Annotated in this window: 8 protein-coding genes; 3 read left to right on the top strand and 5 right to left on the bottom strand. The window is 71.2% G+C overall.

Annotated features, from left to right (window positions below; translation table 11 throughout):
• Positions 1–232: 232 nt before the first annotated feature.
• The 3 genes from AB0N02_RS16545 to AB0N02_RS16535 all read right to left on the bottom strand — a co-directional run bounded on the left by AB0N02_RS16545 (position 233) and on the right by AB0N02_RS16535 (position 8,329).
• Positions 233–2,008 (bottom strand): condensation domain-containing protein, encoded by a 1,776-nt coding sequence (locus AB0N02_RS16545; RefSeq protein WP_363946611.1) that lies wholly within the window; start codon positions 2,006–2,008, stop codon positions 233–235.
• Positions 2,005–2,172: an MbtH family protein gene (locus tag AB0N02_RS16540; protein WP_363946608.1), complete on the bottom strand. Its 168-nt coding sequence runs from the start codon at positions 2,170–2,172 to the stop codon at positions 2,005–2,007. The genes AB0N02_RS16545 and AB0N02_RS16540 overlap by 4 nt, the downstream gene beginning before the upstream one ends.
• A gap of 79 nt (positions 2,173–2,251) precedes the next feature.
• Positions 2,252–8,329: an amino acid adenylation domain-containing protein gene (locus AB0N02_RS16535; RefSeq protein WP_363946605.1), complete on the bottom strand. Its 6,078-nt coding sequence runs from the start codon at positions 8,327–8,329 to the stop codon at positions 2,252–2,254.
• Between the two features lie 1,158 nt (positions 8,330–9,487).
• On the opposite strand from AB0N02_RS16535, the gene AB0N02_RS16530 reads away from it, so the two are divergent.
• Complete coding sequence (locus AB0N02_RS16530) at positions 9,488–9,865, top strand: VOC family protein (protein ID WP_363946603.1); 378 nt, start codon at positions 9,488–9,490, stop codon at positions 9,863–9,865.
• A 514-nt stretch (positions 9,866–10,379) separates the two neighbouring features.
• On the top strand, positions 10,380–10,808 hold the full coding sequence (locus AB0N02_RS16525) for a hypothetical protein (RefSeq protein WP_363946600.1): 429 nt from the start codon (positions 10,380–10,382) through the stop codon (positions 10,806–10,808).
• 172 nt (positions 10,809–10,980) lie between these two features.
• On the opposite strand, the gene AB0N02_RS16520 is transcribed toward AB0N02_RS16525, so the two are convergent.
• Complete coding sequence (locus tag AB0N02_RS16520; RefSeq protein WP_363946597.1) at positions 10,981–11,418, bottom strand: SgcJ/EcaC family oxidoreductase; 438 nt, start codon at positions 11,416–11,418, stop codon at positions 10,981–10,983.
• Between the two features lie 17 nt (positions 11,419–11,435).
• Positions 11,436–12,347, bottom strand: a complete 912-nt coding sequence (locus AB0N02_RS16515) for an alpha/beta hydrolase (RefSeq protein WP_363946594.1) — start codon at positions 12,345–12,347, stop codon at positions 11,436–11,438.
• A gap of 53 nt (positions 12,348–12,400) precedes the next feature.
• On the opposite strand from AB0N02_RS16515, the gene AB0N02_RS16510 reads away from it, so the two are divergent.
• Complete coding sequence (locus AB0N02_RS16510; RefSeq protein WP_363946591.1) at positions 12,401–12,850, top strand: MarR family transcriptional regulator; 450 nt, start codon at positions 12,401–12,403, stop codon at positions 12,848–12,850.
• Positions 12,851–12,948: the final 98 nt, after the last annotated feature.

The following is a 12,948-nucleotide window of genomic DNA, read 5'->3' as shown; positions in this document are numbered from 1 at the left end:
GAGCATCGGGCGACGGCCTGGGTGGTGGGCTGGGTCGTCACCTGGGCGGTTTCCTGGGTGGTCACCTGGGCGAGCACCGGGCTGGTTCCGGGGGCCTGTGACAGCCGGTGCGGTGACCGCGTGCCTTCACCGTGTTCGTGACCGTCCGAGCGCCGGTACGGCGAGCGGTGGAGTGGGGCGGGCCGGCACCGATGAACGGTGTCCGGCCCGGTGAACGTTCCCGGTCACAGCACTAGCGTCCCGAGCCTTCGGCGATCACCGGCTGGTCCTGCCAGCCGTCGGGAGAGCCGGGGGCGCTCTCACAGATCACGTAGTGGTGCGGGGCCATCGCCGACATCCGGCCGAACAGCCTGGCCACGCAGGCGGTGTGGACCTCCTGCGGGGTCGCCGGCGCGGCGAGGTGGCACACGAGCCGTCCGTCGACCGGCGTCACCAGGAAGGGGCGCCCGTCCACGGCGTCGGCGACGAGCCGCCGGACCTCGGCCAGTTCGACCCAGCACGAGTCGGTCATCAGCCACCCGTCGTCCCTGGGCACCGGAAGGACCCCGGTCAGGCCGGACAGCTCGGCCATCGGCACGTCCCGGTCACCGGCCTCGACGAGCAGCCGCATGATCCCCTCGCCGACCGCCTGGGCGTCCGCCCGCGGCAGACAGCGGGGGTCGGCCCAGAGGGTGAAGTCGACCTCGCCCTCCAGCAGGTGCACCCACAGCGACGTGCGGGTGGGCAGCGTGGCGTCGGGGAGCCAGTGGGAGCGGATGTCCGGGCCCTCCTCCGCGGTACGGCCCCCCGTGCGACGCCCCAGCCCCGGGATGCTCATGTCGTTGAAGACGATGTCGCGGGCGAAGAACACCCCTCTCTCCCGGTGCACCCTCTCCATGATCTGGATGAGCGCGTCGGAGTCGAACCGGCTGTTCTGGTAGGCGGCCAGCGAGGCGGCGCGGGTGCGGCGCAGCACGCCGTCGAACGTGGGCTCGTCGACGCCGACCGGGACCAGGGCGTCCTGGGCGAGCGGGCCGACGTACTCCCGCAGCTCCGGGCGGAACCGGTTGGCCGAGATCGCCAGGGCCACGACCTCGGGCTGGCCGGCCCGCACTCCGGCGAGCGCGGCGAAGGCGGCCAGCACCGCGGCGGAACGGCTGGCGCCGGTGCGGGCCGCGATCCGCCCGAGCGCCCGCGCGGCCGCCGTCGAACGGACCCGCAGACGTGGCAGCAGCCAGTCGTTGTCGTCCCCGTCGACCGCGACCGTCAGGGTCGAGCGGGGGATCCGCCACAGCTGGGTCTCCCAGTACCGGAGCGCGGCCTCCGCCCTCCTGACACTCGCGGGGGTCCGCTCGCTCTCGGCCACGTCGAGCGGCTGGGGGGCGGTCACGGCGGCCAGGGGCTTGCCCAGGAGCAGGTCGTTCAGCTCGGACCGCAGCACGGCCAGGCCTCCCGCGTCGACCGTGCTGTGCGTGGTGACGAAGACGAGGCGCTCGGGGACGCCGTCCGAGACGATCACCGCCATCCGCACCGAGATCTCCGCGGCGAGGTCGAACCGTACGGCCTGCAGCCACGACGCCACCTCGTCCGCGACGTCGGCGGAACCGCCGCCCTCGTGCACCTCGACGGACAGTTCCCCCTCGGCCGCGACGTACTGGATCCCGTCCCGGAACGTGGTGCGCAGCGACTCGTGCCGGGAGAGCAGCGTCCCCGCCGCCGCGGCGATGTCGGTGAGCGTCGTCCCCGGCTGCAGGTCCAGTACGACGCGGTAGTTCATGTGCTCGGGCGGGTCGGACAGCACGCAGCGGATCATGTTGGCCTGGCCCACGGTCACCGGCCCGCTGCCGGTCCGTTCACCGCCGTAGCGGACCGTGACGCGGCCCACCGGCTCCCCCGCCGTCACGGACCCCTGCACACCCGTCGGCTCCCCCGCCGCCACGGGCCCCTTCACTCCCACCGGCTCCCCGGCCGTCACGAGCTCCCTCACATCCACCGGTTCCTCCACCGTCGCGGGCCGGGCGGCGCTCATCGGGCGCTCTTCGGCCGCAGGTCCGTCCACACCCGATCGATGTGGTCGAGACACTCCTGCCTGCTCCCCGAGGTCCCGTCCGGCCGCCAGCCGTCGGGAAGCCGCCGGTCGGCGGGCCAGATCGAGTACTGCTCCTCGTGGTTGACCACGACTTGATACGTCACCTGGACAGGCTCCTTGGTATGACCGTGCGGGGTCTCGATCGTGGGCTTCTTCGTCGTGCGGTCTCTTCGGGGGCGCGGGTTACGGGGACCCCTCCTGGGTGAGCCGGGCCGCCTCCTCGTCGGACAGGCCGGAGATCTCCGCCAGGAGCATGTCCTCGACGATCCCGGCCAGGCCCGCCACCGTGCTGTTCTCGAACATCACCCGGATCGGGACCTCCACGTCGGTGATGGCGCGGACCCGGGCGATCACGCGGGTGGCCAGGAGCGAGTGGCCGCCGAGGGCGAAGAAGTCGTCCAGCGCGCCGACCTCCGCGAGGCCGAGCACCTCGGCGAAGACCTCGGCGACGAGGTGCTCGGCGTCCGTCCTGGGCGGCACCGAAGGGGTGTTCCGGTCGATGACCGGTTCGGGGAGCGCCGCCCTGTCGATCTTCCCGTGCCGGGTCAGGGGGAGCGCGTCGAGCGTCACCCACACCGAGGGCACCAGGTAGGAGGGCAGGGCCCTGGACAGGAAGGGCGGCAGCTCGTCGGCCGGGTCCGGGACCGTTCCCACGGACCGGCCGCCGGTCGTTCCGGTGGCCGGGCCCATCACCACGTATCCGATCAGGGTGTCGTCCACGGCGGCGACCGCGGCCTGCCGTACGGCCGGGTGGGCGAGCAGCCGCGCCTCGACCTCCCCCGGCTCGATCCGGAAACCGCGCACCTTGATCTGGTCGTCGGTCCGGCCGAGGAACTCCAGCTGACCGTCGGGGCGCCAGCGGGCCTGGTCTCCGGTGCGGTAGAGCCGCGCGCCGGGCTCGCCGTACGGGTCGGGCACGAAACGCTCGGCGGTCAGGGCGGGGCGGCGGAGGTAGCCGCGCGCCAGGCCCGCCCCGCCGAGGCACAGCTCACCGGGCGCGCCGGGCGGCACGGGCGAGCCGTCCTCGGCCAGGACGGCGACGTGGACACCGGCGATGGGCCGTCCGATGGGGGGCCGCCCCTTCCCCTCGCCGGAACCGGTCCCGGCCAGCTGGGCGGCGGTCGCGATGATCGTCGCCTCGGTCGGGCCGTAGGTGTTGACGAGACGGATCCGGTCGCCGAAGCGCTCCCGCCATCGGGCGACCGCGCCCGCCCGCAGTTCCTCCCCGCCCAGGATGACCAGCCGCAGCGCGGGCGGCCAGGCCACCTCGTCGATCTGGCCCATCAGGTGGTGCCAGTACGCCGTGGGCAGGTCGAGCACGGTCACCTGGCGGCCCTCGGGCGTGGCCAGCAGGTCGGGCAGCGTCACCGCCCCGTCGGGCAGCAGTTCGAGGCAGGCCCCGGCGGCCAGCGCCGGATAGATCTCCTCGGCGTGGGTGTCGAAGCTCAGGGCGGCGAACTGCACGACCCGGTCACCGGGGCCGAGGCCGTAGGCGTCCTTCATCCAGGCGACGCGCGCGGCCAGGCCCTCGTGATCGACGATCACTCCCTTCGGCGTGCCGGTCGAGCCCGAGGTGTAGATCACGTAGGCGGCCCCGTCGGCCGCCACACCGTCGATCTCGGCGTGCATGAACGCGCGCCGCTCCTCGGGCAGCGCCGGGTCGACCGGCAGGTAGGCGGCTCCGGCCCGCCACGCCCCGAGCAGTGCCGCGACGCCCTCGGGGGAACGGTCGAGCGTGACGGGGACGATCTCGCCGCGGCGAAACCGCGCGGCGGCCTTGTCGACGAGCTCGTCCAGCTCGCGGTAGGTGACGACGCGACCCCCGCAGCCGATCGCCGGGCTGTCCGGGTAGCTCCACCCGATCCGCGCGATCGTCTCGGGCACCGATTCGAGATCGGGAAGCGCGGGCCCTCGCGAGACCGAGGCGAGGAACGCCTCGTCGGCGCCGGTGAGCATCGGCAGCGCGGACACCTCCCGGTCGGGGTCGGCGGTGACCTCGCGCAGCAGTACCTCCAGGCGCGACGCGAACGTCTCGGCGGTCGCCCGCTCGAACAGCGTCGTGTCGTACTCCAGCTGGACCAGCAGTTCCTCGCTGTCCTGCCAGGCCTCCAGCATCAGGTCGAACTTGGCCTGCGCGTGGCCGCCCGCGAACTGGCCGACCGCCAGCCCGGGGAAGGGTTTCGGCACGCGGCCGGAGTTCTCGGTGTGCAGGATCGCCATCGTCTGGAAGACGGCCGCCCGGGTCAGGTCGCGTTCGAGCTGGAGCGAGTCGACGATCTGCTCGAACGGGATGTCCTGGTGGGCGAAGGCCTCCAGGACGGTGTCGCGGGTGGCCGCGAGGAACCCGGTGAAGGTCGGGTCGCCGGACAGCTCGCCGCGCAGTACCTGGATGTCGGTGACGTAGCCGATGACCGACTCCAGCTCGACGGTGTCCCGGCCCGCGTTCGAGGTGCCGACCAGGATGTCGGTCTGGCCGCTGTGCCGGGCCAGCAGCACCTGGTAGGCGGCGAGCAGGGTCATGAAGAGCGTCGCGCCCCGGCGGCGGCCCATCGCGACGAGCGCGTCGGTCTCGGCGGCGGTCAGCCGGAAGTCCACGGTGGCGCTGTGCCGGATCCCGCCGACGGCGTGCGGGTGGTCGGTCGGCAGCCTCAGCGGCGTGGGGTCGGCGAGCTGGGTCCTCCAGTACTCGAACGGCTCCCTCGTGTCGCGCCCGCGCTGCCAGAGCGCCAGGTCGCCGAACTGCAGCGGCACCGGGGGCAGCGAGCCGCCGGAGTACAGGACGGCCAGCTCGTCCCGCAGGATGTTCAGCGACCAGCCGTCGCCGAGGATGTGGTGGGCGACGATGCACAGGACGTGGTCCTCGGCGTCCTGCCTGATGAGTGTGATCCGCAGCGGCGTCCTGGCGGTGATGTCGAAGGGCGTGTTCACCCGCTCGGGGACGATGACGGCGGCGTCGCCGGTCACGTACTCGATCGCGACGGGGCGCGGCGGTTCGATCACCACCACGGGGTCGCCGTCGACGTCGGGGAAGCGCGTGCGCAGGCTCTCGTGGCGGGCGACGACCCCGGTGAACGCCTCACTCAGCGCCTCGACGTCGAGGGGTCCGGTCAGCCGCAGGACGTGCCACATGTTGAAGGCGGCGTTGCCCTCCTGGTCGAAGCGGTTCATGAACCACAGCCGCTCCTGGCCGTAGGACAGCGGCGGCACGGTCCCCTCGGGACGCGGGACGGGCACGTCGTCGTGCTCCGGCGCCTCGGCGTCGAGCAGCTCGGCCAGCGCCGCGACCGTCGGCCTGGCGAACACCTCCCGTACGGGGATCCGCACCGGCAGCCGCGCGGTCACCATGGTCGCCAGCAGCGAGTGGCCGCCGAGGGCGAAGAAGTCGTCGTGCACGCCCACCGTGTCGCGCCCGAGGACCTCGGCGAACACCCCGGCGACCAGGTGCTCGTTGGGGGTGCGCGGCGGAGCCGCGTCGGCGGCGGCGGCCCGCGCCTCGGACAGGGCGGCCAGGATGGCGGGCAGCGCCTTGCGGTCCACCTTGCCGTTCGGGGTCAGCGGCAGCGAGTCCAGCGGGACGAACGACTGCGGCACCAGGTAGCCGGGCAGCTGCGCGGCCATGTGCTCACGCAGGACGCCGACGTCGGGGCCTCCCTCGACGACGGGCAGTTCGGGCGCGATGACACATGCCACCAGGGTCTCCTCGTACACGGCCGCCACGGCCTGCCGGACTGTGGGATGGGATTCCAGGACGGCCTCGACCTCGCCCAGCTCGATCCGGTGGCCGCGCAGCTTGATCTGGTTGTCCGTCCTGCCGATGAACTCGATCGTGCCGTCGGAGAGCCACCTGACCATGTCACCGGTGCGGTAGAGCCGCGCGCCGGGCTCGCCGTACGGGTCGGGCACGAAACGCTCGGCGGTCAGGGCGGGGCGGCCGAGGTAGCCGTGGGCCACGCCGAGGCCGCCGATGAACAGCTCTCCCGGCACGCCGATCGGCGCGAGGCCGCCCGCGGGGTCGAGGACGTAGACGGTGTTGTTGGCGATCGGCCGCCCGATCACGATCTCGTACGGTTCGACGGGGATGTCCCACGTGGTGGAGTAGATCGCCGTCTCGGTCGGACCGTAGCCGTTGATCAGGCGGTTGGTGCGGGCCCGGAGCCGGCGGGCGAGCTGCGGTGGGATCGGCTCCCCCGCGGTGACGCCCGTCACCCGCGGCAGGTCCCCGGCCAGCAGGACGCGCCAGCCCGAGGGGGTGGCCTGGACGTGGGTGACCCCGGTCCGTCCGACCAACTCGGCGACGGCCGTACCGTCCCTGGCGTCCTCGGCGACGACGACCCTGCCGCCGGTGATCAACGGCAGGTAGAGCTCGATCGTCGAGATGTCGAACGCCATCGAGGTGAGGGCCAGCCAGGCGTGCTCGGGGCGCGCGCCGACGAGGGAGCCGATCGCGAGCAGCGTGTTGGCCAGCGCGGCGTGCGGCACGACCACCCCCTTGGGGCGGCCGGTGGAGCCGGAGGTGTACAGGACGTAGGCGGTGTCGCCGAGGCGGGGGCGGGGCAGGGCGGCGGCGTCGCCGTCCGGCTGCGCGGACAGGTCGCGCAGGTCGTCGTCGGTGAGGACGAGCGCCGCGCCGGAGTCCTCGGTCACGTAGTCCACCCGCGCCTGCGGGTAGGCGGGGTCGACGGGCAGGTAGGCCGCGCCCGCCATCGTGACGCCGAGCAGCGCCACCAGCATGCCGGGGCCCCGGTTCACCCGGACCGCGACCAGCGCTCCCCTGCCGACGCCGCGGTCGCGGAGCCGTACGGCCAGGGCCGCCGCGCGCCCGGCGAGCCGGGCGTAGGTGAGGGTCTGGGCGGACTCCCCGACGACGGCGACGGCGTCGGGCCGTTCGGCCACCTGGGCGAGGAACAGGTCGACCAGCGTCAGCGGGGGCCGTTCGACGGCCGTGTCCTGGTCGAGCAGCCACCGGCGCTCGCCGGCGGGCAGGATGTCGAGCTCGGCGACGGACCGCGCGGGCGCGTCCAGCGCGGCGTCGAGCAGGACCCGCAGGCGGGCGGCGACGCGTTCGGCGCTCTCGCGGTCGAACAGGTCCGTGCTGTAGACCAGGACGCCGGACAGCCCGCCGTCCGCGTCGGGCCACAGGTCGAGGGAGAGGTCCGTCCTGGCGGCGACCCAGCCGGCGGGGAAGGTGCTCTCGCGCAGTCCGGGCAGCGGCCCCTCGCCGCCGTCGGCGCTCTGGGTGTGCAGCGCGAAGATCGTCTGGAACAGCGGGGTCCGGCTGGGGTCGCGTTCGACGCCCAGCGCGCCGAGCAGCCGTTCGAGGGGCACGTCGGCGTGGCTCATGGCCTGGATGACGGTCCGCCTGGTCCGTTTGAGCACCTCGGCGAAGGTCGGCTCGCCCGACAGGTCCGCCCGCAGCACCAGCATGCTCGACAGGAAGCCGATCATCGGTTCCAGCTCGGTGCGGTCACGGCCCGCGACGGGGGCGCCGACGCAGAAGTCCGCCTGGCCGCTGTGCCTGGCCAGGAGCACCTGGTAGGCGGCCAGCAGCACCATGAAGGGCGTGACCCGCTGCGCGCGGGCGAACTCGTTCACCCGCGCGACCAGCTCGGCGGGCAGGGTGAACCGGAGTTCGGCTCCGTCGCCGGTGCGCTGCGGAGGGCGCTGCCGGTCCGTCGGAAGGTCGAGCGCGGGCACGTCGGCGAGCTGCCCGGTCCAGTAGGCGAGGCCGGAGCCGTCCTGCCTGGCGCGCTCGGCCCGGACGTGCTCGCCGTACTGCAGGGCCAGCGGCGGCAGGGGCTCGCGGCCCGCGTAGTGGTGGGCGAGCTCGTCGCGCAGGACAGCGGTGGAGGCGCCGTCCGCGATGATGTGGTGCAGCGTCATCGCCAGAACGTGGTCGTCGGAGCCGAGGCGGATGAGCGTGACCCGCACGGGCGGCGCCGCGGACAGGTCGAAGGGGGTGTTGGCCCGTTCGGCGACGATCCGCCGGGCCTCCTCCTCCGAACCGGCCTCGAACCGGTCGATCACGACGGGGCCGCCGGGGCCGACGAGGGCCACGGGCCGGCCGTCCACCTCGTCGAAGCGGGTGCGCAGGGTCTCGTGCCGCCGCACGACCGCCTCGAAGGCGGTCCGCAGAGCCAGGACGTCGAGCTCGCCGCGCAGCCGGTAGGCGTGGCAGGTGTTGTACGAGTGATCCCTCGGATCGAACCGGTGGAGGAACCATAGCCGTTCCTGTCCGTACGAGAGCGGCTGGATCTGTTCCATGGCTGATCGCCCAAACTATGAGGCCACTTACTGGAAAGTTTACTTACAATTGCGGAGACGGCGACAGTGAACCACGCATTGCTGGAGCGTTACAACCCCCTGTTTCCAGGGCTTTTTCCCCGCGCCCTGGTGCATCGCGTTGACGGTCGGCGGCCAATTTTAAAGACACTTTTCAGTAAGAGAGGCTTTTGGCGGAGGCCGGGAAACCCCGGGGAATGCGCCACCGGAGGAGGGCTCCGTATGCGCCGCGGGCCACTCGGCCGCCCGGATCTGGAACGTTGCAACGGCTCTGCGGACCCGCGCCGCGACACCGCCGCGTCACGGCACCGCCGGCCCCCGCCGGGCTCACCGCGCACCTTACCGGCGGCACTTATTTGCATATATCGGCGCTGCCTGCCAACTCATCCATGACATGGCAACAGCAGGTAAACCACTACTTCCTCCGCTCAGCGGCCAAAGCGCACATCGACTCGTCTCCTGACCGCATTCACGAGACCACGTACCGCGGGCCTTCGGAAAAGCCACGAAAGCCGGTCTCCGCCGACGATCACCGGCACGGCGATCACCGGCACGACGGCCACTCGCCCCGCCCTTGTCCGCGACCACCCCGCGAGGACGGAACAGGCCGGGCCTTGCCCGGCCTTTGATGCGCGCGAGGTGGAGCTTCCCGGCCCGGCCGTGTCATGGTCAAGACGAAGGAGGAGGCGACCGCCCCGATTCCGAGGCCTCGTCTTCCGGATCGGAGCCACGACATCGCCGTCGTGCTCGTCACACCGATCATCGCGCTTCCCAGGTCGCGATCACCTCCTTCCCCCGGTCCTCCCCCCGGATCGTGGACGCCCCCTCCGGATCCCGGACACCGTCGTCCGGCCTTCGCCCCCGTTCACGGTCCGTCACCCCGAGAGGGGCCGGGCGGCCCCACGGCCCATGCCGTCCGGCCCCGAACCGAGTTCGCCCGGAGGTGCCCGGCCGCGCCCCCGCCGATGCGGTCCACGGTGTTCCGCCGGGCTCCCTCAGCCCGCCTCGGTCAGGCGGTGGCGGCCGGCGGCCTTCGTCGCCACCCGCCCACGCGTGAACCGACCGCACGTCAACCCCGAAGAACTTCCGGAGCGGACCGCTTAGGCTCGTGGAGTCCGTGTCCTCGTTGAAGGGGTGGAAGTGATCGGCAGGCTGCAGTGTGTGGTGCTGGACTGTCCCGACGCCCCGGCTCTCGCCCGCTTCTACCAGGGGCTTGTCGGCGGTGAGATCAACCGGCCGGATCCCCGTTGGTCGGTCGACGACGCCTGGGCGACACTTCACACTGACGCCGGTCTCGTCCTGGTGTTCCAGGGGGTGGACGACTACCGGCCGCCGCGCTGGCCGGACCCGGCGCACCCGCAGCACTTCCACCTGGACATCGACGTGGAGGACCTCGACCGGGCCCGGGAAGGGGTCCTCCGGCTCGGCGCCACCCTGCTGGACGCGGGCGACGACACCCGGGGCTGGCACGTCTACGCCGACCCGGCCGGACACCCCTTCTGCCTGCTCCGCGGCTGACCCGTCCACCGAGCGCCGCATTCCGAAGCGCGGATGCCGTACCGGAGATTGCGTGTCCGTATAAGAGCGCAGGCCGAGCATCGGCGAGATACCTGATATAGCGCTTTACTCCGGAGCATCGCGACCGACTCCTCGAAACAACATGAATTCCCGGCGGTCGCATCGTCGTGATCGACACCCGCGGACGGACCGAGGACGCCCGCGAGTCCACGACCTTCCATGGTCGCGGCCAACGGAGCCCACCCGAGGGGCACCGACCAGCACAAACCACAGAAATCCGGCATCGAGCGAAATATTCATTTTTTCTACGCAACGAGTGAATGCGTATAAAGATGCAGCGGATCTCGATGCAGGATGGAGCGATCCACGAGCGACATCGGACAGGCATCCCAAACACCGCCCCGGCTTCCCCGAAGCATCGGGCCTGCTCAATATTCGATTTCCACATTCGGATGGTCACGGCAGCCCGGAGGTTCTACCGTGAGCCCGAGAAACGGTAATCAAGGGGTGAAGTATGGACCCAATCGCGTTGGCCGCCGGAACCGCTCTGGTGACGGCGATGACCACCGACGCCTGGCAGCAGGCCCGCTCGGGGATCGTCGCGCTGTGGCGGCGGATCCACCCCGGGCAGGCCGACGCCGTCGAGGCCGAGCTGGGCGAGCTGCGCGGCCTGATGCTGGCCGCCCGCAGGGACGGCGACGCCGACACCGAGCGGGCACTGGTCACCTCCTGGCAGATACGGCTGCAACGCCTTCTGCACGAGGATCCCGCCCTGATCACCGACCTACGACGGATCCTGGACGAAGAGCTCACTCCCCCGCTGACTCCGGCGGAACGCATCCACATCGGATCGATCGTGATGCACGCCGTCGGCGGTGGAAGCGGCCAGATCTACCAGAACATCGGCAACCAGCACATCACCGGGTGGCACCCCGGGAAGTGATCGCCCCCGGCCCCACCCGGCACCGTGTTCGTGTCCCCTCGGCGCCGGTGACGAACACGAACACGGTGAAGGTAAGCGGTCACCGCACTACTGATGTCTACGCGTGATGTCGTCTGGCAAGCCGTTGTTCTCCCAGGCCACTGCCATCTGTGGCGACATCACGCGTTGGGATTCAGTAGGAGTCCCTGTCCCAGCCCAGTGGGGACAGGCGGGCCAGGTCCTCGTCCCGTTTCGCGAAGGTCGCCATGTCCGATCGGATGGTGTTCTGGAACGCCAGGATCTGCCCGTTCCGAACGACCATCGTCTGGACGGCGTGTGTGTCTCCGGCTCTCGGCCCGGAGGGAACCCGCAGCGTCGACGTCGTGTGCACCAGCAGCACGTCGCCGCCGACGGGACGGGCGGCCACCTTCCGGATCTCGACCCGGCTCCCCCGGTAGATGGTGTCGAAGATCTTCTGGTGTTCGCGGGCGATCGTTTCCCGGCCGTGCTGCACCCGCCCCACCACGTCGACGAACTCCGCGTCCTCCGCGAAGTTCGCCGCCCACCCGGCACCGTCACCGGCGTTCCAGGCCCGTTGCATCTCGGCGATCAATTCGTCAACCGTCAACATGATCCCAGTGTCAGACCTCAACCGCGATCGAGGTCAAGCCCCGGAGCACGGCCGACGCCATCCCCGGGAAGGCCCCGCGCGGCGAAGTCACGGATGAGCTTCCAGACCTGGTCAGGCGCCTCTTCTTGGGCGAAGTGGCCGGCGTCGGATACCAGAGCGGTGGTCAGGTGCCGGATTCCCGATTCGCGAAATCCCTGCGCGTAGGTGGTGATGTCACCGCCTTCCCCCTCCCCTCGCAGATAGAGAAGCGGGGTGCCGACCGGTCCGGCCTCGGCGAAGGCCACGTTGTCCCGCGCGTCCTGGGCGAAGGCGCGGTAGAGGTCGAACCCGGCGGTGAGTGCCGCGTCGCCACCGTAGGCGGCGGCGTGGGCCTGCCGCATCTTCGGGGTGATTCTCGCCGGGTCCACCGACAGCACATCGTAGAAGTAGTCGAAGTACCCGGCCTGATGCCCCTGGACCAGGGTCTCCGGTAGCCCCGATACGGCATGAAAGCCGAAGTGCCAGATGTAGGGGTTGGCCAGAACGTCATTCCACGGGGCCACGCCGGGGATCACCGTGTTCATGATCACTACGCGGGCGACGTCGTCGTACCGCCGCAGATAGGCGTAGGCGATCATCCCACCGGCATCGTGACCGACCAGTGTCAGCTCGGTGAGTTCAAGGTGCCGCACCAGTTCGTGAACCACTCCCGCCAGATGAAGCTTGGATCCACCGGGGACGGCCCCAACGGATTCCCCGATTCCGGGCAGATCGATGGCGATGATCCGAGCGTCCGCGGCGGCCACCCCCATCACGCCCTCCCATGTCCGCCACGATTCCGGCCAGCCGTGCAGGAACAGCAGCGGCCTGCCCCGCGGATCCCCCGCCTCGACGACGTGCAGCGAGAGGCCGGCGATCGGCAGGTGAATGTGACGCGATTTGATCGACATGATTCATGTCTATCAAACAACATGAATCATGTCGATCGACTAGTCTGGCCGGTGTGAGCGGCAACGAAAGACCCGCCTTCGAGCGGGGAACGGGTTTCCTGCTGGCACGGCTGGGCTCGCTGACAGCGCGGTCGTGGACCGCGTTCCTGACAGAGCACGACCTCACCCAGACCCAGTACTCGATCCTCACGACACTCAAGGAACAGGGGCCCATCGGCCAACGGCATCTTGCCGAGTTGATCGCCGTGGACGCTCGCAACATCGTGCCGGTCCTCGACTCCCTGGCCGCCAGAGGGCTCGTCGAGCGCAGGACGCATGACACCGACCGCCGCCGCCGCACCATCACCCTCACCGACGGCGGGAACGCCCTCCTCGACGCCTTCGCCGCCGCAGCGGCGACCGAGCAGGATCGTTTCCTCTTCGCCCTGCCGCACCGTGAGCGCGAGCACCTCAACCACCTGCTCCGAACGCTCTACGACTCCCACGTCTCCGCCCTCGACTGATACCTCCACCGGGACCGGAGCCCGGCCTCGAACCCTGCGGAGGCAGGGCCGGGATGGGGCCTCGCCGGCGCCAGGTGGCACGGGCCGGTAGTTCGGAG

The sequence above is a fragment of the Streptosporangium sp. NPDC051022 genome (assembly GCF_040683035.1).
Lineage (GTDB): Bacteria > Actinomycetota > Actinomycetes > Streptosporangiales > Streptosporangiaceae > Streptosporangium.
This window is presented reverse-complemented; position numbering and strand designations above follow the sequence as displayed.